We start from the raw sequence: 26,390 nt of genomic DNA, 5'->3' as shown, positions 1-26,390 counted from the left end.
CATTGACGCGCATTCGAGCGGCGGATATCAGCGCCGAATCTGGCGCTTGTACGGATCCTGTGTCCAGTGGCCGCCCCGACGCTATGACGTTCTTGGCTGCCGGGCCTCACGGCGCATCTGTCCCTCAATGCGGCGTACTTTTGCATGTAGTCGACGGCCCAAAACCATGACGGTCATCTGCCTGGGAGGGAGGGCCTCAACGGCAATGCCATTGTCGAGGCGTTGCCCACTCTGTTGCGGTGATATCTACATGCACTCTTCAGTAGGACCTGGGAAGGTGAAGAACTTTCTCTGCGATAAAGCACAGGATCATCTGTTCGGACACCGGTGCAAGTCGCGCAATCATGACTTCGCGCAAGAGTCGCTCCACCGTGTACTCCTTGGCATAGCCCATACCGCCGTGGGTCATGACAGCCTGAAGGCACGCTTGATAACCGGCGCGTGCACCGAGCAGCTTGGTTCCATTGGCTTCGGCACCGCACGGTTGACCAGTGTCGTAAAGATGGGCCGCACGATCAGCCATCATCAGCGCCGCCTGGAGGTTGAGCCAACATTCGGCCAGAGGATGCTGAATCCCTTGGTTCTGTCCGATCGGCCGATCGAATACGATACGTTCCTGTGCATAGCGGACAGCACGCTGCAGTGCATCCTCGCCGATGCCGATGGCCTCGACACCGACTAGGATCCGCTCCGGATTGATACCGTCGAGCAGGTACGTAAAACCCTTTCCCTCCTCCCCAATTCTGTGCTCGTCGGGAACAAACAGGTCGTCGATAAACACTGCGTTGGAGTCGACTGCGTTGCGACCATGCTTTGCGATCCGCCGCACTTCGACTTTGTTTCGGTCCAGCTCCGTGTAGAAAAGTGTAATGCCGTCGGTGGGCTTCTCCCCTTCGGATTTGGGCGCAGTGCGCGTTAGCAGCAGGATCTTATTGGCGACCTGACCTGTGGAGGTCCACATCTTTCGGCCGCTGACGCGGTAACCGCCATCGACCTTCCGCGCAAACGTCTTGATGTTGGTCGTATTCAAGCCCGCGTCCGGCTCGGTCACACCGAAGCACACTTGGTCTTCTCCTCGCACCAAACGCGGCAACCACTGCGACTTCTGCTCAGCGGATCCGTGAACGACTAGTGGATGCGGACCAAACATGTTGATATGGATGGATGAAGCGGCGGTCATACCACCACCTGAAGAGGCGACGGTGTGCATCACAATTGCCGCCTCGGTAACTCCCAGCCCAGCACCGCCGAACTCTTCAGGCATGGTCACGCCCAACCAGCCGTCCTGCGCCATGGCGCGGTGGAAATCGTGTGGAAATAGCCCTTCCCTGTCACACTCGGCCCAGTACTCATCGCCGAACCGTTGGCAGACGGCAGCGACGCCGTCGCGGATGGCGCGCTGCTCTGTTGTCAGATTGAACATTGAAATTATCCGTTTTGAACGATTAGTCGCATGGTGAACTGTTCGGCAGTCATTTCAGCGGCTGGCCGGTCGATACGCTTGATGGCTAGACTCAGATGGCGATAGGGTCGACCGGTCGAACGACACAGCCGCCGATGATGCCCCCGGCAAGCCGCGCTCGCATCGCCTGCTCTAATGACGTGAGAGGAAAGGCGCTACTAACGACTGGCGTCAGCTTGCCTTTTTGCATCCAGTCGATAATGACGGCCCGCCGGGTCTCGCGCGCACCAGGGTCGCGTTGTCCAGTAATGACCATTGGCGATCCCATCACCGTGAGCCCTTTCAGCTGCACGAGATTGGTCGGCAGCACGTCAGGCTGAAGTGACCCGCCGCGACCGCCACCGGCGGCCACGCCAGTGTTCGCGGCCCAACCAACGATCACCATGCGACCGCCAAACGACAGCGTCCGTAGCGAGTCCACTAGCCACTCCCCACCCACGCCGTCGATCACAACATCGACGCCGCGTCCGCCGGTAAGCCCTTTGACCGCATCGCGCAATGCAGTCTTGTTTTCGTGCCCGACCGTGAGCAGGTCAATAACATCATCGGCACCTTGCTTCACTGCGGCTTGCAGCCGTTCTACCCCGCGGCCAACGGCTATCACCTGTCGAGCACCAAGGAGCTTTGCCACCTGAATTGTGGCGAGACCCGCCGCTCCTGTTGCCCCCGTAACAAGCACGGTTTCGCCTTGAACCAGATTGGCGCGGTTTACCAACGCAAAGTATGCGGTCTCAACGTTAAGCAGCAGATTGCAGGCCGCGTCCGCGGACAAGTTGTTCGGCCGGCGGATCAGCGCATTGTGGGGAGCAACAGCGTATTGAGCCCAACCGCCCCAAGCTTGATGCGCGCCCGCGCTCCGTGGGCCTGTGTGCATGTAGTCACTCATTACCAGGTCCCCCGGCTTTAGCACAGAGGGCGGAACTGCAGATCCCACGCCGCGCACGACACCGGCATACTCAAGACCTGGCGTGTAAGGCAGTGGTGGACGATGGTGATACTGGCCGGTGAGCATCAGGAGGTCGACATATGCGACACAAGCGCTTTCGACTTCCACGAGGACCTCCGTTTCCGATAACGAGGCGAAATCCGGCGCTGGCTGCTCAACCAATTCGACGCCGGTAGCAAGCGCTTCTTCGCGGGTCTCCGAAAAGTGAGACACCAGCGCGCGGATGCCTGCGGGCAATGCTTTATTCATGGTTTACTCTGGTTTCAATGTCGCGCCGATCAGGTACATACCTCAGCGCTCCTGGTATTTTGCGATATAGCGATCAGACGACTCACTAACCTGACGCCTCACCTCGATCACTGCCTTGTAGCGACCGCAGCTTGCAACTATTGCCATCCCATAGGGACTCGCTCGGCGTGCCGCATGGGGTCTTGCTCGGCAATGTGTAGACGTGTCTATCCAGTGCGGTGGATCTGTCCGCGGTCAGTTTCCGCCTGGCTGCACCACAACAGTGTTCTGACGGCTACCTGCGCGGCTACGCCTCTGACGGAAACCAGGCTTGGGGGACTTGTACTGACATGGCCAGCAGAATCTGCGCCATTCCCTTGCCCAGCGCATCGTTCCGCAGCGAGGCCATTCCTCCACCGTCCAATGCCCGCTCGCACACAAAGTTGAAGGCGTCGATCCCCGGCACTTCATAGCGCGTCACGGGACCCTCGACCAGGTGCCCCAGGTAACGGCCCACGCTCTCGGCAGTCAATTGGGCGCGCAAAAGCGGCAGCCACTTCGGTTGGCGGGCGATGACACCAATGTTGGAAGTATTGCCTTTGTCGCCAGAGCGAGCCCAAGCTAGACGGATCAGTGGCACAGTGATTGACGGCAGGGACAGTTCCTCTGACTCGAGTCCAATATTGAGGTCCTCAGACGCGGGAGCGATGTCGCTAGCAGTCTGCGATGCGGGGGGGACGTGGAGCGGAACACCGTCCAAATCGACATGCGGCTCCACGCATGCCTTATCCAGGAGGAAAGCGTATTGCCGAATCATGGGCGACACTGACGCACGCCCCGAAAATCCCGTCGTGCCGGGGGCCCAGGATGTGCCTGCTGGCGCAATCTCGCGCGATAGTAGTTCGAGCGCCGCCTTGTCCGTATGGCAGGCTGACAGACGCAAGATGACTTCGCGAGTGCCAAAGGCCTGCGTATCTGGGCCAAAGCAACTCTCGGCGCCCAGCACTTCAACATGGATGCGGCTGAAAGGTTCGAGCCCCTGAACCGCGAGCATCTCACCGACACGTTCAAAAATCGCTTCGCCGGTGCGGCGCGCTTTGGCCACAGCGTCAAAGCCCACAATGGTCATTTGCGCGGAGGTCTTGAAGCCGTCCATATAGGTGGCGCAGACCTTGTAGTTGTGGGTCGGTGCGCGCCCACGGGCGCCTTGCACCAGCACACGCTGCGGGCCGTCGCGAGTCATCTGCACCTGGGTAAAGTCGCAAATCACGTCGGGCAACAGGTAAGCCGCCGGATCACCGATCTCGTAGAGCATCTGTTCAGCCACCACCTGCGGTGCGACGAGCCCCCCTGTGCGTTCTGGCTTGGTGACGACAAAACTGCCATCGGACTTACATTCGACGATGGGATAACCGATATGCGCCCAATCTGGCACGCTGTCCCAGTCGGTGTGCAGTCCGCCTGTAGCCTGGCACCCACACTCCAGGATATGACCCGCCAAGCTGCCACAGGCCAACTTGTCCCAGTCGGTGGCCGACCAGCCGAACTCGTGCATGAGAATTCCCAGGGTGACAGCTGAGTCCACGCAGCGGCCGGTGATAACGATGTCCGCCCCCGCGTCTAGCGCCGCCTTGATGCTCCCGGCACCCAGATACGCATTTGCTGTCAGCACCTTGGACGGCAGCGGCGCCCCACTTTGCAGTTCGGTCACCGGGGGCTCAGCTTCTCGCAACTGCGCCAGCTGCGGCATAACATCGTCACCCGTTACCAAGGCGATCTTGATAGAAACATTTTGCTCGGCCGCCAGGGCCCGCAAGGCATCGGCACAGCCCTGCGGATTCACGCCGCCGGCGTTGCTGACGACGCGTATGCCCTTGTCTACGACATCATGGAGAACGCTCTTCATTGCCACCGTGACAAAGTCCGTGGCATAGCCAAGTTCGGGCTTTTTAAGCCGGGCGGACGCCATGATGGACATGGTAAGTTCAGCCAGATAGTCGAACACCAGGTAGTCAACATGGCCCCTAGCCACCAACTGCGGCGCACCCACGCTGGAATCACCCCAAAATCCCGAAGCGCCCCCAATTCGTATCACTCTGTCCTGACTCATCGGCCGCTCCATTGCGGTTGCCGCCTTTCGCGAAATGCCAGCTGACCTTCGGCGGCATCTTCGGACAGCGCGAAGAGGCTTATCTGTCCTTCAGTGAACGCCACGGACTGTTCAAAGGTCATGTGTTCGACATGCTTCATGACATATAAGCCGCGACGGACTGCGGCCGGTGATTTATCCAAAATCCGAGCCAACAGTGCTTGCACGGCGCCATCCAAGTCCGTACTGACCTCGTTGACCAGGCCGTAAGCCAGCGCGGTGGGCGCATCCACGGACTCGCCGGTGATGCACATCTGGGTTAGCGCGCGCCGGCCTAGCAAGCCTTGCAGCACGCTTAATACCTGGGCTGGAAACACACCGATTTTCACTTCTGGCAGACCAAAGCGAGCATGTGGTGCGGCGATCGCCAAGTCACACATCGCTAGCAGGCCCATGCCACCAGCCATACATGCACCGTTGACACGTGCAATCAGGGGCACACGCGCAGCCTTCGCTGTACGCAGCAGATTGGCGAAAGCGTGCTGCGGTTCGGAGTAGTCGAACTTGAACGATGTGCCAGTCTGTAGATCTGCCCCAGCGCAGAATGCTTTGTCCCCCGCCCCGCTGACCACGATTGCGCGCAGTTCGCGATCGGTGCGGGCGCGCTCCATCGCTTCGGTCAGCCCAGCAATGACGTTTGGGCTCATGGCGTTGCGCCGCTCTTGGCGGTCTATGGTCAGCCACAGCACACCGTCTTCCTTACGACTGTGAAGCTCAACGGTTGTTTTTTCCGCATTCATGCCGCTTGCTCCGATCCGAGGTTCGACGTAGCACAAGCTACGCGAGCAGCGCCCTTGGCTATGAAATCCGCGATTTCTTCGTCGTTAAACCCGGCTTCTCGCAGCACCTCGGTTGTGTGCTCGCCCAGCATTGGCACTGGCCGGTGGTTGGCCGGCGGGGTACCAGACCATTCGCTGGGGACAGCGGTCTCCACAATTTGACCTACCACTGGGTGCATGGTCTTCCTGAAGAAGCCGGTGGCCCTCAGATGCTCGTCCTCCAGTAGCGTGTCGAAGGTGTGCATGGGGAAGATGGGAATCTCATTGACGGGCAGCAGCTCAAACACCTCCGCAGTAGTGCGCCGCTCGAGCTCGTCGGAGATCAACTGGTAGAGCGCATCAATGGATTCTGTGCGCGAGCGAATATCCCTGAAGCGCGCGTCAGTCTTTAGCCAGTCGCCCTTCCCTACGGCATGCAGGAATATGTCCCATTGCCTGTCGGTATAGATGATGCAGCACACATAGCCATCCAGGGTCTTGAAGGGACGCCGGTTCGGAGTCATCACGCGCGGGTAGCCACATTCGCCCTTAGCGGGCACAAAGGTTCTTCCATAAAGGTGATCGCCGAGCAGAAAGGGCACCATGGTTTCGAACATCGGGACTTCAATGAACTGACCCTGCCCGGTGCGCTCGCGTGCGTATAGGGCCGTGGTGATCACTCCAAAGGCGTACAGCCCCACGGAGCGATCTACAACGGTGCTGGGCACATAGCGCGGGACGCCTCCTTGAACCTCTCCCACGGCCGCGGCCAAGCCAGTGGCAGCCTGGATCAGGTCGTCATACGCTGCCTTCGCGGCATAGGGCCCGCGCTGAGAAAAGCCAACTAGACTGACATAGATCAAGCGCGGATTGATCGCCATGAGGCGGTCATAGCCCAAGCCCAATCGCCCCATGGCCGCGGGTCGCACATTCGTGACAAATACATCCGCCTCTTTGACCAACCGCAGCAGCGCTCGAATAGCCTCAGGTGTCTTCAAATCCAGCGCCAGGCTGCGCTTGTTGCGGTTCAGACCGAGAAAGATGGGGCCCAACCCGATTTCGCCAGACGGCCCGATGCCGCGTGTGGAATCGCCTTGGGGTGCTTCGATTTTGATGACATCCGCGCCCAGGTCCCCCAGCATCTGGGTTGCGGAAGGCCCCATGAACACGGTGGTCAAATCCAGCACCCGCACGCCTTGGAGCGGGCCCGAAACGTTGCTCAAAATACAGGTCATAATGAAACTGATATTCCTTCGCTCATTGGGTTGGGATGCCGCTTGCGGAAAAGTCCGGGGGACTGCACGCATCAATGCGTCCGTCAGTCCTGAATCCAGGATTTGGCAAGGGTGCCCTGTCGAGGGCGACGTCTTACGTACTCACGGAAAAAAGTCAGGTGTCATTCCGGCTGGATTCCGGCAGCTCGAATCACCTTCCCCCATTTTTCGGTTTCCCGAAGCTGGAGATTCGCCAACCCTTGTGAAGTGGTCGTGTAGGGTGCCAGTCCAGCGTTGCTGAAGACGGTGCCGATCGCCGGGGTCTTAGCACCGGCAACGAACACTTCATTCAACCGCTGGATTACATCTCGTGCCGTACCTTGCGGTGCGTACACCGCGACCCAGTAGTAGAGTTCATAGCCTTTAATGCCCGATTCCATAAGCGTCGGCACACTGGGTAAGGCCTCAGAACGCGTGGCGCCGGCATAGCCAATGGCCCTGAGTTTTCCGGCCCTTACCATGGGCGTGGCAGTCGGAGCATCGGCAAACATAAAGTCGACCTGTCCACCCATGAGGTCGGTCATAGCTTGGGGGCTGCTCTTATAAGGCACGTACAGAACCTTCGCTCCCGTCATCTGACTGAGCATCTCTGCACTCACACGGCCGGACGAATTGGCGGCGGCATAGCTCAATTCGTGCTTCTTTCCTGCTTCTATTAGCTCCGCCACCGTCTTGTAGGGACTCGACGGGGGCACCACCAGCACAGTAGAACCGCGTGCCAGCGCCGCTATGGGAGCGAAATCGGCGACCGGGTCATAGGGCAGCTTCTTGAACAGGTGTGGGTTGGCCGACTGGGTAGTGTTCGTCGTCACAAACAACGTGTAGCCGTCAGGTGCTGCCTTGGCTACGGCCAGTGCGGCGATGAAGCCGTTTGCACCAGGTCTGTTATCGACGACTACCGGCGTTCCCGGCCAGGCAGTTTGCATTGAGGTAGCCATCGCGCGGGCCACTTGATCGGTACCAGAGCCGGCGGCAAACGGAACCACAAGTGTGATCGGTTTGCTGGGATAGTTGTCAGCCAAAGCTGGGGCGGATGTGACCAGTACCGCCGCCATGGCGCAGGCAAGGCGCCGCAAGAATGATTCCTTCACCTTTGTCTCCAATGTCCCGCTTGTGCTGCGGTTCCAGGTATTGTGCGGAAACCCGAGCAAGAGAAGAAGTAGAATAATCAGATGGAATCGATAACAAGGTGGTATAGATGCGGACGAGTCTCACCCTAAAGCAGCTGGAGGCCATCCTGGCCATTGCGAAGCATGGCAACTTCACAGCGGCGGCGGAACACCTACACGTTTCTCAACCAGCACTCAGCCGGATCGTACGCCTTGCGGAAGAAAGCCTCGGAACGCGGATCTTCGACCGCGACACTCGCAGCGTGACACTTACGCCGGAGGGCGAGGAGTTGATTCCCATTGCCACTCGGGTGTTGGATGAGTTCAATGAATCCACGGGAGAGCTGTACCAGTTCATGGAAGGTAAGCGGGGACGGGTACGGGTTTCTGCCCTGCCGTCCATTGCCCAATACCTTCTCCTGGATTCCGTCAAGCGCTACTGCACCGACTATCCGGGAGTTGGATTCACCCTGAGGGTAGATACAGCGGATCAAATCCTAGCTCTGCTGGAGCGCCGCGAAATCGATGTCGGGCTGGGCGTGCAACCTCCGCCGGACGGTCGATTCAACTATCGCCACCTGTACGATGACCATTTCGTGCTGGTGTGTCCTCGAGACGACGCATTGAACGATCACAAGACGCGCGACCGGGCATTGAGCTGGCGGGTCTTCGCTAGCCGCCCATTCATCGCTGTTACACCCGGCACCAGTACCCGCGCAGCAACGGATGCCGCATTTATAGAAGCCGGAGTTACGATCCGCCCGGTGTTGGAAGTTGCGAGCATGGACTTGCAGTTCATCGGAGGGCTCGTTGCCTCGGGTTTAGGTTTGACGGCTCTGCCTCGAAGTACCTTCACCCATCTGGGACAGGCGGGCTTGGCAGCGCGTTCTTTAAACGATCCAGTCATGCAACGTCGCATTGGTATTTTGAGCCTAGCGGGGCGCAGTATGTCGACCGCCGTGGAGCGCTTTTGCTCATATGTTGAGCAAAATGCGCTGTCCCATGTTGTTGGGGATTAAAGTTTGGAGCGAGAGCTGTGCAGCGCAGCAGCCATGCGGTGCGAGGCGGTAGCAATGACACCACCCTTACCGAAGCGATTAACGCCATCCACTAGGCTGAGCTGATTCATCTACGCACTGCCGAAACCACGCGTGAATCCCTCGAGCCAGCCAGCAGGGTGGCGGCCGGGTTCGATCACCACTCTACTGACGGAACCGCTCGGCTATGTTTCGCCTCGCAAAAAACCGGAGGCAAACTACTATCGGGAGCTAAAAAATCCTGTTGCCGGACCGCGCCCAACTTAACCCGGCAGCCTCCACGATTGTCCGGCCATTTCACTTACCTGAGCACCTTGGCAGGATCCTCGCCATAGGGAGGGGAGTAAATCACCAGCAGCCTAAGCACGCCGCTGGTAACCTTGACGGAATGGAAAACACCCTCGGGAAAGAACAGTACATCGCCACTGGACACCTCATGTTCCGTACCGTCAATTGTGGCAACTCCAGATCCTTCCAGTATGTAAGCGGCTTGCTCCAGACCCGGGTGGGCATGCGGCAAGGCACTTCCTCCGGCCGTAATTTCGCCCAGCAACATTTCCAAGTGACGCGCGCCCGTATCGGCCCCAATTAGTCTAATGTTCTTGGTACCATGATGGTTGGCCGGACTGTAGACCGATAACTGCGAAGGCCGTATAACACAGCCACGAGCACGTTTAGTTTCCATTTGCTTCACCGCCTTTCTCGCTCTTGTAACAGCAAAGAGGCTAACAGAGACCTCGTGGATCAGGAAATAGCAAAGTCGGAACGATTCGATAACGAAAGTGAATCGACAGGCAATACCCCGGGCTGCGACTAAACAGAAAAGGCAGCACTCACAAATAGGTCTCTACGTAAGTCTGCGGTTATATGGCGATATTTTCCTTTGAGCATGTGCATGCCTTCCTGATTGAGCACTCTTGTTGACCTCGGCCGTCACGTACGTTCCAGCCGGCGCCGGTGGATTCTGTTGCGGCGTCCTCCAGGCGTGCTGCACCACAGCTCGAGGTACGGGTCAGAACAGATCCTGGCCGCCATGAGGTGCAGGACCTGCAGAGTTTGGCGCTCCACAGAGAGGCAGTTCGACTGATCGAGGCCAATCCTGCCCTATTGTTCCGGGCACAGGATGGCGCGCAAAGGGGGACTACCGGTCCGATTCACTGTGGTCAGAGTGGGAATCGATCCTTGCCAAGCGATCCTGGCGCAAAGCGCTTGGCCGGACCCGGCGTGCCCAGGAGCTCCGTCAAGCCTCTCCTCTGCCCACGGTGTTACCAGACGCCGTGCGGGACCAGGTACTGGCCCAGGTTCGAGCATTGAAGACGGGCGTTGTGCTCGGAGCCCCGGCATGAATCGGGAAGACCTCGAGCACATCATCGGGCTGCGGCCGAAATAACGAACGAGTATGCTGCCCGAGGGCGACCCTCGTGCCCGCATCAAGCGCTGGACGAGGGCCTTGCGCGACCAAGGCCATGCGATTTCCAGCGACGACACAGGGTAGGTTCGTACAAGCGTAGGGTTCTGCCCTCTCGCTCAGCCAGGCCTCGGCGTGCAAACGTTCCGTTGACATCGTCCTACCTCTGCCCTGCCCGACGTGCCGACGTCCGCGACAACGCCGCCCAGTCCAGATGGCCTTCATCGTGCGCGAGGCTTTCGATGTGGGCGTCGCGCAATGCGCTTGCCAACGGCAGCGGTACGTTGACCTCCTCCGCTGCCGCCAGCGCAAGACGTATGTCCTTGAGGCCAAGTGCCAGCTTGAACCCGGCCGGCTCGAAGCGCTCCTCGGCGATCGCCTTTCCGTAGCCCTTGTAGACCGGTGCGGCAAATACTGTTGATGTGACCAGTTCAAGAAACTCGGCCTTGTCCACGCCATGTCCTTGCGCCAGCGCGACCGCCTCGCCCATGGTGCCGATCGCGCTGCCGATCATGAAGTTCACCGCGAGCTTGGCGGCATTGGCCTGCTCGGGCCGCTCGCCCAGGTACCAGGTCTTTTGGCCCAGCACGTCGAACAGCGGTTGCACTGCCGCTACCGTCGCGGCAGCGCCGGCAGCCAGGATATTGAGCTCGCCCGCTTCGGCGACATTCACGCGGCCAAGCACCGGCGCGGCGACGTAAGCAACGCCCTGCTGCTGGTGCAGCGCTGCCAGTTCGGCGGCCAGGGCGACCGATACCGTGGCCATGTTGACGTGGATTGCATCGGGCTTGAGGGCGGCCAGCGTTCCCGCCTCGAGCACGGCGGCGCGTGTGGCAGCGTCGTCGGCCAGCATCGAGATCACGACATCGGCATCGGCGGCGGCTTCCCGCGGTGTGGCAGCGCTTTGCGCGCCGAACTCCGCCAACTTCGTCATCGGTGCTGGCGAGCGGTTCCAGCCCCGCACCGCGTGGCCTGCCCTGACCAGATTGACTGCCATCGGCAGGCCCATCGTGCCGAGGCCGAGAAATGCGACTTTCATATGGGATTCTCCTTGCTCAAATGGAATCGATCATTTCCTAAATAGACAAAAAAAATCAGGCCAGCGCCCTGAGCGCGGCCTCTACCACCGCATGCATGTCTTCGCGGCTGCGGCGGGTTTTGCCGACCACGCGCATGCCTTGCGTCAGGCACAACAGCATCCGCGCGGTGGCCTCGACATTGACGTGGGCAGCAATGGATCCATCGTCTTGGCCCTGACGGATCAGATCGGCGAGGAATGCTTCGTTGCGTGCCAGCGCCGTGCAGACGTGGTCGGCCAGTGGTTTCTCGAACGCCGACAGCGCCGCCGTGCTGCCGACGACAAGGCATCCTTGCCGGCCCATCGCCCCCTGAGAGGATTCGGCATAAAAGGCCAGCGTCTTGCGCAGCCGTTCCAGTCCAGTACCGCCCTCGCCAATGGCATGGCGCAGCTTCTCCATCCGCTGCGCGCGATACCGGTCAAACGCCGCCAGGAAAAGCTGCTGTTTGTCCTTGAACGCCTTGTAGAGACTGCCCTGTGCCAGATGCATGGCCTGCGTCAGATCGGAGATCGAGGCACCGTGGTAGCCGCGTTCGCTGAATACCCGCACGGCCCGGTCGAGCGCCTGATCGACGTTGAATTCACGCGGTCGGCCTGGGCTGCGGGAGCGGGGGCCGGAGGGGGCTTGCGGTTGGGAGGCCATGCTCAGGATATCGTTTATTTTGGAATCGATCGTTTTCTAATATAGCACGGGTAACTCGCCAGCGTTAATCGCCAAGACTGCGGTGCCTCCTGTGCCAGGATCGCCCCGCGCCCTCCGCTCCCGAGCTGGACCCGCGAACGAATCACCAGCCCCGCTCGTCCTCCTCCTGCCATCGCCGGCGCTGACGCTGGAGCCGCCTCAATGCCGGGATGCCGAGCCGCCATGCACGCCGGACTTGCGGTCCCGTATGGGGATCGACCAGCAGGCTCAGCGCACGCGCGTAGTCGCGCACCAGGCCCGGCGTCCATGCCATCGTCTTCGCGCGTTTGCGGATCTGCGCAGCAAGCCAAAGTTCCGGCGTCAGCATCGTCGTCAGCAGCAGGCCCCAGCTGTGCCGATTGCCACGCCGGCGCATCAGCGCGCCCTCCACTGCTGCCTCCAGCCCGCGCGCCACGCTGACCGCGCAATTGCGATACGTCAGGTTGTAGGTCGTATCCGAGCACCAGGCATCCCGGAATCGCTCGAGCCGCGCCGGATCGTAGTTGCGCAGGTGCACGCGCGCGGTGGAATCGCCCCGGCGGGCCGACTCCGTTCGATAGTCAGGTTCGAAGTGCCCCTCCACATCGTTGTCGCTGGACGCGCGCAGTGCTTGCGCGACGCTGTCGGGCGTACGGTTCAATGGCGTGGCCGGGTCGAAGCTGATGTAGATGCCTTCCGGCGATTCCAGCGCGGCATGGCCGGTCCAGATCGCGCCGTTGGCGTCGACCGCGGCGATATAGCGGTCGACCAGCGGACGGCGCCGTAGCGGACGCTGTACCGACCCCGACGGCGTCCAGACATGGACCGTCAGAGCCCGGCCATCCTTGGCGGGGAGCGTCGTGGATGGTTCGGGCTGCGGAAACAGCAGCGTCTTCGTGACCTTGTGCACGGGCTCTTGCGCCGTGCCAGTACGAAACGGCGGAGAACCGGCGTCCGCGGCGCCGCCCTTCTCTGCCCCGCCGCGCCGCCGTCGCGGACCGTGCATCAGGCTTTCGATCGTTGTCGTCTCGGGAACCCGCATCGCGCGGTAGGCCAGCATGACCATGCCCCAGCCGCCGAACAACATCCACAGCGACAACGCGTAAGGCACCGTGCCCCGATAGTCCGTCGGATAAGGCTGGAAGAAAAACATCGCAATCAGGATTTCCAGCGCGCCCATACCAACGGCGAGGCGCCAGCGCGGGAACCGGACCACGCTCGCCGATATGCATTGCAGCAAGCCATCGAGCAGGAACAGCGTGCCGAAGATCATCGACAGCCAGAAGTGGCCGTGATGGTGTCCAGCCAGGATCAGCGATGCCGCGAGCATCAGCGAGAGTCCCTTGAACACGCGCATGGTCCGCATGCCGCCCGCGCCGACGAACGCGACGACCAGCGTACCGATGCCGCCAGCCATCAGCAGCACCGCAAAGAGTTCGAGCGGAAAATAGACCGCGCCGTCCAGTCCATCGATGAACAACACGATGCCGGCCAGTAAAAAGGCGATGCCAAGCCAGAACATTCCGCGTGCCCGTTGGCGCAGATAGTCGAATCCCAACAGGATCAACGCGAGCCGGATCATCGTTTCCCCAGGGCGATGTCTTCCACGCGGATTCTAGTCACAATGTTGCGCCCGCGCGACCTTGTACTACTATCGTCATCGACGCATGGCGGCCGCGCGGGCGGTTCGCTCCGGCAGGAATTCGGATCGATGGGGGATACCGATGCAGTCTGCAGGCACCCGCTTCATCGTCGTGGCGATCCTGATCGCCGTTGTTTATCTGGCCGTCGGCGTGCTGTCGCGCGCCATGGCCGCCAGCGATACGCAAGCGGTCGCCGTGTGGCTGGCCTGCGGCGTCAGCTTCGGCGCCTGGCTGGTGAGTCCGCCCGGCATGCGGGCGGCGGTGCTGGCCGGCACCGTGGTTGCCGCGGCGATCTGGGGCGTGGCCGGACACGCCCTGCCCTTCGGCGCCGCGCTTGCATTCGCGTTGATCGAGGCAGCCAGCATTGCGATCGGCGCCTGGATCGCCTCGCATCGCCAGCAGGCCGCACGGCCGCTGACCGCGGCGGCACTGCTCGTGGCAGGCGCCATCGTCACCAGTGTGGTGGGCGCGACGCTGGCCGTGGAGTTCTGGCGCTGGCTGCAACCGGAGCGCGCGATCGACCTATCCCGCGAATGGCGCGCCTGGGCGTTTTCCACGATCGTCGGCATCCTGCTCGTCGCACCCGTGATCGTCGGCTTCAAGGGATTTGCGGTCAAGCGCTCCGGCGGCATGCCAATGAAGCAGTTCGGCGCCGGCGCGGCCATGTTCGCGTTGTTCCTGCTGACGACCCTGATCGTCTTCGACAGCAGCGTGCATCAGCGCTTTGGCGACGTCGCGGCGACGCTTACTTACCTGCCGATGCCGTTCCTGCTGCTGGCCTCGATGTTCTGGGGCCCGCGCGGCGGTGCCGTTGCCACGATGGTGGGCGCGCTGCTGATCATCTGGCTGACCGCGCATGGCGGCGGACCGTTTGCGATCCGCGAAGGTTTCCCGGGCGAGTCGGTGATCGAAGTGCAGGCCTATGTCTGGGTCTGGGCCGTGCTGCTTCTGGCCGGCCGCGCGCTCAACGAGGCGCGACGAATTGCACTGGCCAAGGCACGTGAATGGCAGCTGCGCTACGAACGGACGCTGCAGGCCAATGGCGTGGCGAGCGTCGAGTTCGATGCCGTCACCGGCGTCGCGTGGTGGGGAGAATCGGCCGAAGCCGTACTCGGCGCCGAGGCGGCGCAGCTGCGCAATATCCGCGACTGGCTCGACCGCGTCGACGATGCGGACCGGCCGCTGGCGCAGGCCGGCTGGGAAGCTGTGTCCGCCGGACATCGCGATATGAGCACCGATGCGTATGACATCCGGCTTGACGGCCGCGATCTGCATGTGCAGGCGCGTCTGGCTCCGGTACGGGGACCAGATGGCGCGGTCGAACGCGTGGCATGCCTGCTGCGTCTGGTTTCGCCGGTCGGCGCGGAACGCCATGCGTGAGCCCGGCGTCTTCCTGATACACGGGCTGGGCGGCACGCAGTACGACCTGGGCTCGATGCACAAGCGGCTCAAGAACGCGGGGTTTGTCACGCATTCGCTGACCTTGCCCGGTCACGGCACGACGCCGGAGGACCTGGTCGACGTGCGCGCGGAGGACTGGCTCGAAGCGGTACGGGCCAAGTACCACGAAATCATCGATCAGCACGACGTGCTGCACCTGATGGGGATGTGCATGGGCTCGCTGCTGGCGGTGGAAACCGCCAAGCGCGAACGCCATGCCAAGGGCAAGCTGGTGGTGCTGGCGCCGCCGGTCTATATCGATGGCTGGGCAACGCCTTGGTATCGGGGCGCACGCAGCCTTCTCTATCGGCTGCCGGGTGTGCCCGCGCGGATGAAGGTCATGGAAGAAGACCCGTACGGCATCAAGAACGAGCAGCTGCGCGCCATCGTCAAGGCCAAGTTCGAGCGCGGCGAGAACTTCCACTATGGATGGGTACCGCTCGCTTGCATCCGCGAAGTAGACCGCTTGCGCGCGTTCGTCATGACGGCGCTGGACCGAATCGTGTGCCCGACCCTGGTCGTCCATGCGCGCGAGGACGAGCTGACCAGCCTGCGTTCGGCGACTTACCTGGTCGAACACATCGGCGGCAGGAAGCGCGCCGGGCTGGCCCGCATGGTGGTGCTCGAGGACAGCTACCACATGGTCTGCGTGGACAACGACCGCGAAATCGTCGCCCGCAACGTGCTGGAATTCTTCGATGTCACGGCCGCGGCCTCTCTGGGCATGGGACCAGTGGATGCGGCCATGGCGCCCGCCGATGTGCTGTCGCTGCTCGAATCCGTGCGGCGCCTTCTCGAATCTGGGGACTTCGCCGGTCTCTACGCCTCCGGCATTCCCGACTTTGCATGGCTGCAACCGGGCTCGAACCGCGCGACAGGCGTCTACCGCGGCGCCAAGGGCCTGGCCCGGCTCAAGGGCTGGGCGATGGGTCAGCCGCCATTGCGCTTCGGCGCCTTCGGCATGCCGAGCTTGAACGCCGGCGTGGCGGTGTTGCCGGCCACGCTGATGGCCGGCAATGCGCTCGCTTCGCCGGGCGTACTGGCACTCGCGATGCGCGCCGGCAAGCTGCTCGAGGCACGCTGGTTTCCCGACGACGTCACGCTGGAAGACCACTTCTTCGGCGGCGAGCCGGTTCCCGAAGGGCCGAGCCCGCAGGAAAAGGCGTTCGCCGAAGCCGCGGCGCTGTCGAAGACGCTGCGCCAGGCGCCAGACAACGACACGCTGCTGGCCCTCTACGCGCTCTACAAGCAAGGCAGCATTGGCGATGTGGTAGGCGAGCGCCCGGGCGTCATGGATGTCGTTGGCCGCGCCAAGTACGATGCCTGGGCGGCACGCAAAGGCATGACGACGCAGGCGGCGATGCAGGCCTACGTCAGCCTGGTGCAGGAGCTGCGGGCGAGAGAGGAAGCGGCGGTGCCTTAGCGGTATATCCTTACCCCCAAGCGACCTCCCGCGTCGTACGTCGGCACCGTGTTGCGCGGGTACGGGAATACCGCCTACCGGTTCAATGCTTCGCGTCGTCTCTTAAAACGGGCTCACCCGTGCGAGGATTGGTCAGGGTGACATTCTCGAGCGCCTTGATTCGCCATTCGCCCGCCTGTCGCGTCAGCACGGCGAGGATCAGCGTGTCGACAGCATGCGGGCCCGCGGGGTGAGCCGTTCCGACTGTCAGCCGGCTCCAGAAATGCATGACCGCCGCATCAGTACCGATTGCCACCACGTCTATCAATTCGTTCTCGAGCGTGGAATCACTGTAGATGGTTGCGTGAATCGGGGCGTGCATCTCGATGATCGCCTCGACGCCGCGAACGTATCGCCCAAACCGGTTCACGAACGTCGCATCCTCATGGAACAAGGCTCCAAGGGATTCCATATCGTGTTGGTTCCAGGCATTCTGAAAAGCTTGCAACGCTTCTTCGGGATGTTTCATATCGCTGGTATCGCAGAAAGTCGCATTTGGCTTGGCAAATTCAATGATAACAAGCGGCAGAAAATCAGGATCTGATCGCTCGATCCCATTCAACGCGGAGCCACCCCGCCCTTTCCCTGCCCAGCAGCCTCCAGCACCTCGCGCACCGCGTTCGCCGCATCGATAGCCCGCGGAAAGCCGGCGGTGACCGTGGTCAGGTAGACCACCTCCTTCAATTCTTCTGGCGTCACGCCCAGGCGCAGCGCGTAGCCGGCGTGGATCTTCAGGACCTGCAGGTTCCCCTGCGCCGCGAAAGCGGCGATGGCGGCGAGCTGGCGGGTGCGGTCGTCCAGCCCGGGCCGGGACCAGACATCGCCAAGGGAGTAGTCGACGATGGCGTCCGCCAGCGGTGGGAAGTCCCTGCGCAACGCGTTCAGCACGGGTTGGCCCGCCCCGCCGGAAAGCTTGTCCATGGTGGCGTTGCCGCGCTCGCGCGGCGTGCCTTGCGCCGGCTGGTTACCGGTGACCCCTTGGGCGTACGCCACGCTGAACGTAGCGCTGACGTAGATTGCGGCGAGCACGAGGGCGGGATCGGCGGAACGAAGACGGGAAAGGAAAGCGAAGCGATGGCGATCTGGCATGACAGGCCCCTCGGCGGTGGTGTTGTCTGACCGTGTCATTGTCCAGCTGCGGCCGGCAGGCGCGAATGCCTATTGGTCCGCGATGCTTGCCCGATTCTCTTGGCAGTCTCCGTCCCATCGGTCGGGACGCTGCGCCTGGCCTCCGGCGCGGTCAGACGGCGCCCGATACCGCATCTCTGCGGCTCGGCGTACAACGGAATGCAAGCCAAGCACTGACAGGAGGCGACCATGGCAGGAAATGTCCACGTTGTGCCGACCGACGGCGGTAAATGGGCGGTGCAGATCGAGGGAACGGACGGCACCGGCCCTACCTACGCGACACAACAGGAGGCGATTGCCTCCGCGACCGAAGCGGCGCAACAGGCAAAGGTCGAGTTGTTCATCCATGGCGCCGACGGCCGGATTCGCGAGCGCAACAGCTTCGGCAACGACCCTCGCGACATCAAGGGGTAGCGAAGATCCCGGCACGCCTCCCCCCGGGCCCTCTCGTGCCAAACCGTTCCCCGGAGCATGTCTTGCAGTGGATTCTCGACCACAGCCAGTTGATTTCCGCGTTCACGGGCGTGGGAACCTTGCTGGTATGGGTCATCTATCTGCAGGTGTTCGTCAGCAGTTACCGGCGGCAACTGCGCGCCACGCTGTTGATCACGCGCGGCCCGGGGGACGGCCTTGCCGCGCGCTGTTTCGTGACGAACATGAGCTGGGGCCCGCTTTATGTGCAAAGCGTCCTCATTGCGCTGGAGACGCCAGACAGAACGATCGTCATGCCGGCGACCGAAACTCAGGACGAAGAACAGCGGGCCTACTCGCGGCCATTGGAGCGCACGCGGCAAGGGCCGCTGCAGCCGGCGGCGATCCGGGACATCGGCTCGTTCGAACATCTGATGGCGCCCGCACTGCGGGAGCTGCCTGAAGGGGCTGCGGCGGTGCAGGCCGTGACGATCGTTGTCCTCGGCGTCTACGGTTCCGAGGATCTTCCGGTCGGTGCGCGGCGTCGATTCGTCGTGACGCCCGCGGCAGACAGGCTGCGCTTGCATGGCGCTACCCTGGATACGGAACAGATCAGGAAGAAGGGCGAACGCCGGAAGCTGCTCGCCGACCTGCAACGCGACCAATAGCCCCGGCAGGCCGCGAATGGCCGGCCATGCCGTGTCACTGGCCTGCGGGCTCCAGCCCCGTGATGCGGACGATGGGTGCAGCGGCAGGCGACGCCAGGAACTGGATCAGCTGCCGGGCTGCCTCGGGTTCACGCGCGTCGGCCGTCAGGCCGGCCGAAAAGAACACGCGCTGCTGTGCTTCGGCCGCGATCGGGCCGAGGAAATCCAGCTGGGTGAACGGCAGCAGTTCGCTGACCTGCTGGAAACCGAGATCGGCATCGCCTCGCAGCACGACGGCGCCCACACGTTCGCTCAGAATGCGGTGCGCCTTGCCTTTGACCTGTTCGGCGACACCGAGACGCTGAAACAGCTCGGTCGACAGATAGGTGCCGCTGGCACTGGCGGAGTACGCGATCGACCTGGCATCGAGCAAGGCCTGCCGCAAGCCTTCCACGGTACTGACATCGGGCCGCGGCTCGGTGCCCTTTCTGACCACCGCGCCAATCAGCGAGCGACCCAGGTCAACCCGTGAATCCGGTTGGACCCGCCCTTCGCGCTGCAGCGCTGCAAGGCCGCTATCGGCCAGAATCACGATATCGAATCGCTCGCCACGCGCGAGCCGGTTGGGGATGGCGTCGGCCGCGTTGCCCATCGAAGCGCCATAGGCGCTGATCACGCGATGACCGGTCGCCTGTTCGAACAAGGGCACCAGCAGCTTGTACGCTGCCGTGAAGCCGCCCGAGGTCACGACATGAATATCGGCCGCCAACGCCTGGCCGGACCAGATCAGCACAGCAAAGGCAAACGCCAGTGCGCGGTGCCATGGTGCCATCAACAGGGACATCGCCAATCTCCTCTGGAACGTTCCAGGCCTTACGCCGCTTGCCTGCGCACACTGCGCAACCGCCGGACAAGAAACGGTGCAATCAGCATCGTGATCGACGCCGCCAGCAAGCCCGCCGAAATCGGGCTCGACCACAGCACCGCCACGTCGCCATTCGAAATCGACAGCGCGCGGCGCAGGTTCTGTTCCAGCATTTCGCCCAGCACGAAGCCGAGGATCAGCGCGGACATCGGGAAATCCATCTTGCGCAGGATGTAGCCGAACACGCCGAGCACCGTCATCAACACCAGATCGAAGGTGGTCGCATGCACGGCGTAGACGCCGATGGCGCTGATGGCCGCGATGGCCGGCACCAGCATCCACATCGGCGTGGAAAGTGCCCGCGCAAACAGATTGACCAGCGGGATGTTCAGCACCAGCAGCATCACGTTGCCGATAAACAGCGACGCAATCAGGCCCCAGACGATATCCGGCTGCTGTGTAAACAGCATCGGGCCGGGCGTGATGTTGTACAGCGTCAGCGCGCCCATCATCACCGCGGTCGTACCGGAGCCCGGCACGCCAAGCGTCAGCATCGGCACGAAGGAGCCGGTCGCCGAGGCGTTGTTGGCGGCTTCGGGTGCTGCCACGCCGCGAATATCGCCATGACCGAACGTCCCGTTGCCGCCGTAGATGCGCTTCTCGGTCATATAGGTGATCGCGCTGGCAATGGTGGCACCCGCCCCCGGCAGCACGCCGACGAAAAAGCCGATGACCGACGAACGTACCGTGCACCACCAGGTCTGCGCGGCTTCACGGGCGTTGAACATCATGCGGCCGGTGTTCTTGACCAGTTGCTGTCCCGTTTCGGTATGCTGCTCGAGCATCAACATCAACTCACTGACCGAGAAGAAGCCGATGACCACGACGATGAACTGGATGCCGTCGGACAGGTGCACGTTGTCGAAGGTGAAACGGTACACGCCGCTATTGGCGTCCACGCCGACGGTGGCCAGAGTCAGACCGATCAATGCCGCCAGCAGCGTGCGCACCGGCTTGTCGCCGACCATGCCGGCCAGGCACGCGATGGCAAATACCATCAGGGCGCAGTACTCGGCGGGACCGAAGGCGACTGCCCAGTCGGCCAGCACCGGCGCAAATATCACCAGGCCGATGGTGGCAATCACCGATCCCACGAAAGAACTCCACGCCGAGATGGACAGCGCCACGCCGGCCAGCCCCTTGCGCGCCATCGGGTAGCCGTCGATCGCGGTCATGATCGCACCCGCGTCGCCCGGCACATTCAGCAGGATCGACGAAATGCGGCCGCCATACTCGCATCCCATGTAAACCGCCGCGAGAAGAATCAGCGCGGTCTCCGGGGGCAGCTTCATCGCATACGCCAGCGGCAGCAGAATGGCGACCCCGTTGATCGGGCCCAGCCCCGGCAGCATGCCGACTAGCGTTCCGATAAAGGCGCCGATGGCCGCGACCAGCAGGTTCGACCATTGCGACGCGATGCCGAAGCCATGCAGCAGATGTTCGAACGCACTCATAGCAGACCCTCGATCAGGGAGCCGATCGGCAGCGTGACTTCCAGCCAGCGATCGAACAGGAAGAACAGGCTGATGCCCATGACGGCGCCCGTTGCCACGCAGGCCCGCCAGCCGCCGCCGAACAGCCGGCCCAGCACGATCGTCAGCAAGGCGGTGGCAATGGCGAAGCCAAGCCACTGGAACACCAGCGCATACGCCAGCAAGGTCAGCACCATGATGGCGAGCCGGATGACGCCGCGGCGCTCTGGCCAGGCCACCCTGGGTCCTGGGAAGAGCAGTAACCAGACGCTGCACAGTGCCATCAGCACGCACAGCAACAGCGGAAATGCCCGCGGGCCGACCGGCTCGTAACTGAACTCGGCGGTAAAGCCGGTGGCCACCCACGCGGCGGCGGCGCTCAGCAGCAGCCACGCGATGGCGAAAACGCGATCACTATTCATCGATGTCTCGGCGTATTGGAAGGGCCGCGAACGCGACGCCAGGAGGAATGCCAGGAGGAATGCCGGGCGGCATGCGCCCGGCACAGGCCGCTTGCCGGCCTACTTCAGCAGGCCAAATTCACGCGCCAGGGTCTGATAACGGGACACCTCGGCCCTGACATAGGCGTCCAGCTCCGGACCGGTCTTGGCGAACGGGAACAAGCCACGCGCGTCGATCGCCTCGCCAAATTGGCGGGAAGCCAGCAAGGTCCGGAACGCGGTGCTCCACCATTGGAATTCAGCGTCCGGCACCTTCGGCCCCATATAGAAGCCGCGCACGATCGGCCATTGCACATCGAACCCCTGCTCTTTCGCGGTCGGAATGCCCGACAGCTTGCCCGGCAGCCGCTTGTCCGACAGCACCGCAAGCACGCGGATCTTGCCGGCCTCGAGCATGCCGGCGACTTCGCCGATATCGCCGGGCACGACCTGCACGTGGTTACCGAGCAACGCGGTGATGGCCTCTCCGCCGCCTTCGAATGCGACGTAACGCATCGCGCGATGTTCGACGCCGGCCTGCTTGGCCACCAGTGCCGCCTTCATCCAGTCCTGGCTGCCGACCGAGCCGCCGGCGCCAAACACCACCTTCTGCGGATCGGCCTTCATCGCGGCCATCAACTCTTTCAACGTCTTGTATGGCGAGTTGGCCGCGACCGCGACCATGCCGTAGTCCGTGCCGATGGCGGCCAGCCACTTGACGTCGTCAGGGCCGTACTTGCCAAACTTGCCATGCGCAAGATTCAGCAACGAGCCGCTGGAGAACGCGACGATGGCCTGGCCATCGGCCGGCCGCTGCGCCACCACGGCGTTATAGGCGACCGCACCGATGCCGCCCGGCATATAGGTGACGCGCATTGGGGACTTCAGCTGCCCGGCGTCCTGCAACGCGCTCTGTGCGAGCTTGCAGGTCAGGTCAAATCCGCCTCCCGGCTTGGCGGGCGCAATGCATTCCGGTCGCGATGGCTGGGCTTGCGCGCTGGTCGATAGCAGCAAACCGGTCGCGAGCACGGCGGCAACAAGCTTGGGAATGGCGGTCATAGGGTCTCCTGGTCCGGTCGTTGTGGTCGTTGTTATGGCGCGCGAACACGAATTGACTTCCGCGCGATTGGCCGTATCGTAGAGCCCGATCCTGTCGCAAGCCTGTCATTGCGACTGTCACGGCCTAGCGTTTACCCTATTCCATGCGTTTATTGCTGATCGAGGACCATCAGGAGCTGGCAGCCTGGATGGTCAAATCCCTGCGGGCGGACGGATTCGATATCGATCATGTCCCCGATGGCGAAACGGCTCTGTCGATGCTGCAGGACCAACCTTATGGCCTGATCCTGCTCGACCTGTCATTGCCCGGCATCGATGGCCTGGAGGTACTGCGTATTGCGAGGGCTCGCGGCATCGGCGCGCCCATTCTGATTCTGACGGCCCGCACCGAAGTTGCCGATCGCATCAAGGGCCTGGACCTGGGCGCGGACGACTATATCGCCAAGCCCTTCGACCTCGGTGAATTGAGCGCGCGTATCAAGGCGCAGTTGCGTCGCACCCATGGTGGCCAGCCCGTGACGCGCTTCGGCGACCTCGCCTTCGACTCGGTCGAGCGCGCCTTTCTGCTGCGCGATGAACCGCTGACGCTGTCGCGGCGAGAGCATGCGGTGCTGGAGGCGCTGTTCATTCGCGCGGGCCGGGTCGTGACCCGCGAAAGCCTGCTGGGACGGGTGTTCTCGCTCGACGATGAAGTCAATCCCGAGGCCATCGAGCTCTACGTGTCGCGCGTGCGCAAGAAGCTGCGCAATGGCAAAACGACGATTACCGCCGTCCGGGGTATCGGTTACCTGCTCGAAGCGAACCATGGCGACGGCTGACAGGCGGCACAGTCTGCGCCGGCGTCTGCTGTGGCGCCTGACCATTCCACTGGTGGCGGTAGGACTCTTTACCGCCTTCACGTCGTATCGCACGGCATTGGCCGAAGCGAACCAGGCCCATGACCGCACGCTGCTGGCCTCCGCGCGCGCGATCGCCGAACGGCTGGATTATCGCAACGAGCAACTGGTGGTCGACGTTCCCTACGTTGCGCTGGATACCTTCCAGGTCGATACGCGCGGCCGCATCTATTACCGGGTGCGAGATCCGGCGGGGCGTTTTGTCTCCGGCGATCGCGATCTACCCGCGATGCCCAACGATGTGCCGCGCAGCGACGACTACCCTGCTCTCGTGCATTTCTACAATACCGACTATCTCGGCACGCCCTTGCGTGTCGCGGCGTTGTGGCAACCGGTGGCAGGCGCTGGCGATGGCGGTATCGCTCTGGTCGAGGTCGGCGAAACGCTGGAAATGCGCGACGATATGGCGATGCGGCTGCTGGCGACCACGCTGTGGCAGCAAGCGCTGCTGATTGCCGCCTCGATTGCGCTGATCGCGCTGGCCGTACATGTCGCGCTTCGACCGCTGAAGAACATCGAGGAAACGCTGCGCGCCCGCGGCACCGACAGTCTGGACCCCATCGACGTCCCCGAGCTGCCGCGCGAAGTCCATCCCCTGCTCGCGTCGCTGAACGGCTATCTGCACAGCCTGCGCGCCATGATCTCGCGGCAATCGCAATTCCTCGACGACGCCTCGCATCAATTGCGCACCGCGCTGGCACTGGTCAGAACTCAGGCAGACCATGCCGTGCGCACCTATCAGGCCAAGCCGGAATGGCGCGAGATCAGGGACGCAATCGACCGCACCATCAGGCTGACCAACCAGCTGCTGACGCTGGCACGTAGCGATGCCCAGCCGCCGCATTCTGCCGCTGGCGCCGCGGCACATCCGCTCGACCTGACGGCGCTATGCAGGACGGTGTCGGCCGAGTGGTATCTGGCCGCACGCGACCGGCAGCTGGACTTTGGCCTGATCGCCCGCGACGAGGCGCAGGCCTACGTCAATGGCGACGAGGGCATGCTGCGCGAGATGCTCGCCAACGTTCTGGACAACGCCGTGCAATACACGCCAGCGGGCGGACGGGTGGAAGTGACGGTGATTGCCGGCACCGCCACGCACCTGGTTCTGGTGGACGACAGCGGCATGGGGATTGCACCGGCGCTGCGGGACAAGGCCTTCGATCGATTCGCGCGCCTGGGTAACGTGGCACAGCCGGGCAGTGGTCTGGGCCTGGCTATCGTGCGCCAGATTTGCGAGGCGCATGGCGGGCGGGTACTGCTGGAGGACGGGCCCGATGGACGAGGACTTCGGGTTCGGATCGAATTGCCCGCCGCGCCCGCGCCCGGCATTGCGTCTATCGCCCAACTTCGCCTAAGTTGATTGGGTGCGGATAGCTGCGTACGGGCGAGTCGAATATTGCGCCCGGCGTTGGCGAACCGGCTTGGCCGGGAGGTCACGATGTTCGCGATCTGGGCGCTGGTAATCGGTGGGCTGATGGTAACGATGGGCCTCATCGGCTCGGTTGTGAAACGGATGCCGATCGCCCCCTCGGCGCTATACCTGCTGTTTGGCGTGGCGCTCGGACCGGTTGGCGCCGGGCTTATCTTGCTCGATCTCCACGATCCGGACCACGTCGCCGCGCTGGAGATCGTCACTGAAATCGCCGTGCTGATCTCGCTGTTCGGCGTCGGGCTGCGCTTGCGCGTGCGCATGTCATATCGGATATGGCGATTGCCGGTCCAGCTTGCCAGTGTGGCGATGCTGCTCACCATCGCCGGGGTATGCGCGGTAGGGGTCGGTTGGCTCGGCCTGCCGCTCGGCGTCGCGGTCCTTGCCGGCGCCATCCTTGCGCCCACGGATCCCGTGCTCGCCTCCGACGTGCAAATGGAGGACACCGAAGACCGGGACATCGTTCGTTTCAGCCTGACCGGGGAAGGCGGCCTCAACGATGGCACGGCATTTCCCTTCGTGATGCTTGGCCTGGGCCTGCTCGGCCATCACCAGCTGGGCCCCGGTTTGACGCGATGGATTGCCGTCGACCTGATCTGGGCAACGGTAGGGGGCCTCGCGATCGGCGCCGCGCTGGGCCTGCTGGCCAGCAAGACGATTCTTGCCTTGCGCATGCGCTTTCATGAGGCTGTCGGGCTAGAGAGCTTCTTCACGTTGGGACTGATCGGCGTCTCCTATGGCGCCGCGTTATCGGCGAGCACCTATGGCTTCCTGGCGGTGTTTGCGGCCGGTGTGGCAATGCGCCAGGTGGAACGCGACGAAAACCCGAACACGCCGCCGGACGAAGTGCTCGGTACCGTCCCCATAAAGGGTCTCGAACAGGTCGCCACTCACGAGCACAAGGCCGCGGCGTATCTCACGCAGACCGTATCCGCGTTCTCCCTGGACGTGGAGCGTTTGGCGGAGCTTTGCGTCACGCTTCTGATCGGGGCCATGCTGACTCGGGCGACGTTCAGCGTTCCGGCGCTGGGCTGCGCCCTGCTGCTCATCCTGTTGATCCGGCCGCTCTCGGTCTATCTCTCCACGGCCGGCATGGGCTTGCGGCCGGCGCAACGGCGGCTTACCGCATGGTTCGGCATCCGTGGCATCGGCTCGCTGTACTACCTGGCCTATTCGCTCGCCCATGCCCCGGAAATGGCGCAGGCCGACCTACTGCTGCAGATCACCTTGTGCACGGTCGTCGTGTCGATAGTGCTGCATGGTTCGACCGCCACGCCACTGATGGCGATGTACCAGCGGGTCCGGAGGTGACAGGGCTCTGCGTGCTT

24 protein-coding genes are annotated in these 26,390 nt (G+C 62.7%); 8 read left to right on the top strand and 16 right to left on the bottom strand.

From position 1 onward, the window contains the following. Nucleotides 1–259: 259 nt before the first annotated feature. The 6 genes from LRR16_RS06325 to LRR16_RS06300 form a co-directional block, all read right to left on the bottom strand. Nucleotides 260–1,423: an acyl-CoA dehydrogenase family protein gene (locus LRR16_RS06325; RefSeq protein ID WP_232205206.1), complete on the bottom strand. Its 1,164-nt coding sequence runs from the start codon at nucleotides 1,421–1,423 to the stop codon at nucleotides 260–262. 91 nt (nucleotides 1,424–1,514) lie between these two features. Then, nucleotides 1,515–2,657, bottom strand: a complete 1,143-nt coding sequence (locus tag LRR16_RS06320; protein ID WP_232205205.1) for a zinc-binding dehydrogenase — start codon at nucleotides 2,655–2,657, stop codon at nucleotides 1,515–1,517. A gap of 286 nt (nucleotides 2,658–2,943) precedes the next feature. Then, nucleotides 2,944–4,746 (bottom strand): acyclic terpene utilization AtuA family protein, encoded by a 1,803-nt coding sequence (locus LRR16_RS06315; protein WP_232205204.1) that lies wholly within the window; start codon nucleotides 4,744–4,746, stop codon nucleotides 2,944–2,946. Beyond that, nucleotides 4,743–5,525: an enoyl-CoA hydratase-related protein gene (locus tag LRR16_RS06310; RefSeq protein WP_232205203.1), complete on the bottom strand. Its 783-nt coding sequence runs from the start codon at nucleotides 5,523–5,525 to the stop codon at nucleotides 4,743–4,745. Before LRR16_RS06310 ends, LRR16_RS06315 begins: the two co-directional genes overlap by 4 nt. Next, complete coding sequence (locus LRR16_RS06305) at nucleotides 5,522–6,778, bottom strand: CaiB/BaiF CoA-transferase family protein (RefSeq protein WP_232205285.1); 1,257 nt, start codon at nucleotides 6,776–6,778, stop codon at nucleotides 5,522–5,524. The genes LRR16_RS06310 and LRR16_RS06305 overlap by 4 nt, the downstream gene beginning before the upstream one ends. A gap of 161 nt (nucleotides 6,779–6,939) precedes the next feature. Then, entirely contained in the window at nucleotides 6,940–7,872 is a 933-nt protein-coding gene (locus tag LRR16_RS06300; protein WP_232205284.1) for a tripartite tricarboxylate transporter substrate binding protein, read from the bottom strand. A gap of 143 nt (nucleotides 7,873–8,015) precedes the next feature. On the opposite strand from LRR16_RS06300, the gene LRR16_RS06295 reads away from it, so the two are divergent. Then, a complete protein-coding gene (locus LRR16_RS06295) occupies nucleotides 8,016–8,945 on the top strand; it encodes a LysR family transcriptional regulator (protein ID WP_232205202.1) in 930 nt (309 codons plus the stop codon). A 319-nt stretch (nucleotides 8,946–9,264) separates the two neighbouring features. Here the strand turns inward: LRR16_RS06295 and LRR16_RS06290 are convergent, their stop codons facing one another. The 4 genes from LRR16_RS06290 to LRR16_RS06275 form a co-directional block, all read right to left on the bottom strand. Further along, nucleotides 9,265–9,648, bottom strand: a complete 384-nt coding sequence (locus LRR16_RS06290) for a cupin domain-containing protein (RefSeq protein ID WP_174780259.1) — start codon at nucleotides 9,646–9,648, stop codon at nucleotides 9,265–9,267. An 883-nt stretch (nucleotides 9,649–10,531) separates the two neighbouring features. After that, entirely contained in the window at nucleotides 10,532–11,410 is an 879-nt protein-coding gene (locus LRR16_RS06285; RefSeq protein WP_232205201.1) for an NAD(P)-dependent oxidoreductase, read from the bottom strand. A 55-nt stretch (nucleotides 11,411–11,465) separates the two neighbouring features. Further along, on the bottom strand, nucleotides 11,466–11,999 hold the full coding sequence (locus tag LRR16_RS06280; RefSeq protein ID WP_232205283.1) for a TetR family transcriptional regulator: 534 nt from the start codon (nucleotides 11,997–11,999) through the stop codon (nucleotides 11,466–11,468). A 235-nt stretch (nucleotides 12,000–12,234) separates the two neighbouring features. Beyond that, nucleotides 12,235–13,692, bottom strand: a complete 1,458-nt coding sequence (locus LRR16_RS06275; RefSeq protein ID WP_232205200.1) for an HdeD family acid-resistance protein — start codon at nucleotides 13,690–13,692, stop codon at nucleotides 12,235–12,237. 142 nt (nucleotides 13,693–13,834) lie between these two features. Between LRR16_RS06275 and LRR16_RS06270 the strand changes: the two genes are divergently transcribed. Both LRR16_RS06270 and LRR16_RS06265 read left to right on the top strand, forming a co-directional pair. Continuing rightward, complete coding sequence (locus tag LRR16_RS06270) at nucleotides 13,835–15,133, top strand: MASE1 domain-containing protein (protein ID WP_232205199.1); 1,299 nt, start codon at nucleotides 13,835–13,837, stop codon at nucleotides 15,131–15,133. After that, nucleotides 15,126–16,616, top strand: a complete 1,491-nt coding sequence (locus LRR16_RS06265) for an acyl-CoA-binding protein (RefSeq protein ID WP_232205198.1) — start codon at nucleotides 15,126–15,128, stop codon at nucleotides 16,614–16,616. The genes LRR16_RS06270 and LRR16_RS06265 overlap by 8 nt, the downstream gene beginning before the upstream one ends. An 82-nt stretch (nucleotides 16,617–16,698) precedes the next feature. Here LRR16_RS06265 and LRR16_RS06260 read toward each other — a convergent pair whose 3' ends face one another. Both LRR16_RS06260 and LRR16_RS06255 read right to left on the bottom strand, forming a co-directional pair. After that, nucleotides 16,699–17,217, bottom strand: coding sequence for an SgcJ/EcaC family oxidoreductase (locus LRR16_RS06260; protein ID WP_232205197.1), 519 nt, complete (start codon nucleotides 17,215–17,217; stop codon nucleotides 16,699–16,701). Continuing rightward, nucleotides 17,214–17,744: a carboxymuconolactone decarboxylase family protein gene (locus LRR16_RS06255; RefSeq protein WP_217488891.1), complete on the bottom strand. Its 531-nt coding sequence runs from the start codon at nucleotides 17,742–17,744 to the stop codon at nucleotides 17,214–17,216. The genes LRR16_RS06260 and LRR16_RS06255 overlap by 4 nt, the downstream gene beginning before the upstream one ends. 228 nt (nucleotides 17,745–17,972) lie before the next feature. Between LRR16_RS06255 and LRR16_RS06250 the strand changes: the two genes are divergently transcribed. Both LRR16_RS06250 and LRR16_RS06245 read left to right on the top strand, forming a co-directional pair. Continuing rightward, a complete protein-coding gene (locus tag LRR16_RS06250) occupies nucleotides 17,973–18,197 on the top strand; it encodes a DUF2188 domain-containing protein (RefSeq protein WP_064575299.1) in 225 nt (74 codons plus the stop codon). 62 nt (nucleotides 18,198–18,259) lie between these two features. Continuing rightward, nucleotides 18,260–18,862: a hypothetical protein gene (locus tag LRR16_RS06245; RefSeq protein WP_232205196.1), complete on the top strand. Its 603-nt coding sequence runs from the start codon at nucleotides 18,260–18,262 to the stop codon at nucleotides 18,860–18,862. A gap of 34 nt (nucleotides 18,863–18,896) precedes the next feature. On the opposite strand, the gene LRR16_RS06240 is transcribed toward LRR16_RS06245, so the two are convergent. The 4 genes from LRR16_RS06240 to LRR16_RS06225 form a co-directional block, all read right to left on the bottom strand. Further along, nucleotides 18,897–19,685, bottom strand: a complete 789-nt coding sequence (locus tag LRR16_RS06240; RefSeq protein ID WP_232205195.1) for a substrate-binding domain-containing protein — start codon at nucleotides 19,683–19,685, stop codon at nucleotides 18,897–18,899. Between the two features lie 29 nt (nucleotides 19,686–19,714). After that, nucleotides 19,715–21,220 carry a tripartite tricarboxylate transporter permease gene (locus LRR16_RS06235; protein ID WP_006575679.1) on the bottom strand — a complete coding sequence of 502 codons (1,506 nt, stop codon included), beginning with the start codon at nucleotides 21,218–21,220 and terminating at the stop codon, nucleotides 19,715–19,717. After that, the gene (locus LRR16_RS06230; protein ID WP_232205194.1) at nucleotides 21,217–21,660 is read right to left on the bottom strand and encodes a tripartite tricarboxylate transporter TctB family protein; all 444 of its coding nucleotides are present in this window, start codon (nucleotides 21,658–21,660) and stop codon (nucleotides 21,217–21,219) included. The genes LRR16_RS06235 and LRR16_RS06230 overlap by 4 nt, the downstream gene beginning before the upstream one ends. A gap of 99 nt (nucleotides 21,661–21,759) precedes the next feature. After that, nucleotides 21,760–22,737, bottom strand: a complete 978-nt coding sequence (locus LRR16_RS06225) for a tripartite tricarboxylate transporter substrate binding protein (RefSeq protein ID WP_064575289.1) — start codon at nucleotides 22,735–22,737, stop codon at nucleotides 21,760–21,762. 143 nt (nucleotides 22,738–22,880) lie between these two features. On the opposite strand from LRR16_RS06225, the gene LRR16_RS06220 reads away from it, so the two are divergent. The 3 genes from LRR16_RS06220 (at nucleotide 22,881) to LRR16_RS06210 (ending at nucleotide 26,373) form a co-directional block, all read left to right on the top strand. Further along, nucleotides 22,881–23,555, top strand: coding sequence for a response regulator (locus LRR16_RS06220; protein ID WP_023264320.1), 675 nt, complete (start codon nucleotides 22,881–22,883; stop codon nucleotides 23,553–23,555). After that, a complete protein-coding gene (locus LRR16_RS06215; RefSeq protein WP_232205193.1) occupies nucleotides 23,485–24,993 on the top strand; it encodes a sensor histidine kinase in 1,509 nt (502 codons plus the stop codon). The genes LRR16_RS06220 and LRR16_RS06215 overlap by 71 nt, the downstream gene beginning before the upstream one ends. 78 nt (nucleotides 24,994–25,071) lie before the next feature. Continuing rightward, entirely contained in the window at nucleotides 25,072–26,373 is a 1,302-nt protein-coding gene (locus LRR16_RS06210) for a sodium:proton antiporter (protein WP_006575674.1), read from the top strand. The last annotated feature ends 17 nt before the right edge of the window (nucleotides 26,374–26,390 follow it).

The organism is Cupriavidus sp. UGS-1, assembly GCF_021213615.1.
In the GTDB taxonomy this organism is placed as follows: domain Bacteria; phylum Pseudomonadota; class Gammaproteobacteria; order Burkholderiales; family Burkholderiaceae; genus Cupriavidus.
This window is presented reverse-complemented; position numbering and strand designations above follow the sequence as displayed.

Excerpts from the sequence above, each read along its gene's own strand:
- LRR16_RS06325 (WP_232205206.1), bottom strand. The coding sequence starts at position 1,423 with ATGTTCAATCTGACAACAGAGCAGCGCGCCATCCGCGACGGCGTCGCT.
- LRR16_RS06320 (WP_232205205.1), bottom strand. The coding sequence starts at position 2,657 with ATGAATAAAGCATTGCCCGCAGGCATCCGCGCGCTGGTGTCTCACTTT.
- LRR16_RS06315 (WP_232205204.1), bottom strand. The coding sequence starts at position 4,746 with ATGAGTCAGGACAGAGTGATACGAATTGGGGGCGCTTCGGGATTTTGG.
- LRR16_RS06310 (WP_232205203.1), bottom strand. The coding sequence starts at position 5,525 with ATGAATGCGGAAAAAACAACCGTTGAGCTTCACAGTCGTAAGGAAGAC.
- LRR16_RS06305 (WP_232205285.1), bottom strand. The coding sequence starts at position 6,778 with ATGACCTGTATTTTGAGCAACGTTTCGGGCCCGCTCCAAGGCGTGCGG.
- LRR16_RS06300 (WP_232205284.1), bottom strand. The coding sequence starts at position 7,872 with ATGGCGGCGGTACTGGTCACATCCGCCCCAGCTTTGGCTGACAACTAT.
- LRR16_RS06295 (WP_232205202.1), top strand. The coding sequence starts at position 8,016 with ATGCGGACGAGTCTCACCCTAAAGCAGCTGGAGGCCATCCTGGCCATT.
- LRR16_RS06290 (WP_174780259.1), bottom strand. The coding sequence starts at position 9,648 with ATGGAAACTAAACGTGCTCGTGGCTGTGTTATACGGCCTTCGCAGTTA.
- LRR16_RS06285 (WP_232205201.1), bottom strand. The coding sequence starts at position 11,410 with ATGAAAGTCGCATTTCTCGGCCTCGGCACGATGGGCCTGCCGATGGCA.
- LRR16_RS06275 (WP_232205200.1), bottom strand. The coding sequence starts at position 13,692 with ATGATCCGGCTCGCGTTGATCCTGTTGGGATTCGACTATCTGCGCCAA.
- LRR16_RS06270 (WP_232205199.1), top strand. The coding sequence starts at position 13,835 with ATGCAGTCTGCAGGCACCCGCTTCATCGTCGTGGCGATCCTGATCGCC.
- LRR16_RS06265 (WP_232205198.1), top strand. The coding sequence starts at position 15,126 with ATGCGTGAGCCCGGCGTCTTCCTGATACACGGGCTGGGCGGCACGCAG.
- LRR16_RS06255 (WP_217488891.1), bottom strand. The coding sequence starts at position 17,744 with ATGCCAGATCGCCATCGCTTCGCTTTCCTTTCCCGTCTTCGTTCCGCC.
- LRR16_RS06250 (WP_064575299.1), top strand. The coding sequence starts at position 17,973 with ATGGCAGGAAATGTCCACGTTGTGCCGACCGACGGCGGTAAATGGGCG.
- LRR16_RS06240 (WP_232205195.1), bottom strand. The coding sequence starts at position 19,685 with ATGTCCCTGTTGATGGCACCATGGCACCGCGCACTGGCGTTTGCCTTT.
- LRR16_RS06235 (WP_006575679.1), bottom strand. The coding sequence starts at position 21,220 with ATGAGTGCGTTCGAACATCTGCTGCATGGCTTCGGCATCGCGTCGCAA.
- LRR16_RS06230 (WP_232205194.1), bottom strand. The coding sequence starts at position 21,660 with ATGAATAGTGATCGCGTTTTCGCCATCGCGTGGCTGCTGCTGAGCGCC.
- LRR16_RS06225 (WP_064575289.1), bottom strand. The coding sequence starts at position 22,737 with ATGACCGCCATTCCCAAGCTTGTTGCCGCCGTGCTCGCGACCGGTTTG.
- LRR16_RS06220 (WP_023264320.1), top strand. The coding sequence starts at position 22,881 with ATGCGTTTATTGCTGATCGAGGACCATCAGGAGCTGGCAGCCTGGATG.
- LRR16_RS06215 (WP_232205193.1), top strand. The coding sequence starts at position 23,485 with ATGGCAAAACGACGATTACCGCCGTCCGGGGTATCGGTTACCTGCTCG.
- LRR16_RS06210 (WP_006575674.1), top strand. The coding sequence starts at position 25,072 with ATGTTCGCGATCTGGGCGCTGGTAATCGGTGGGCTGATGGTAACGATG.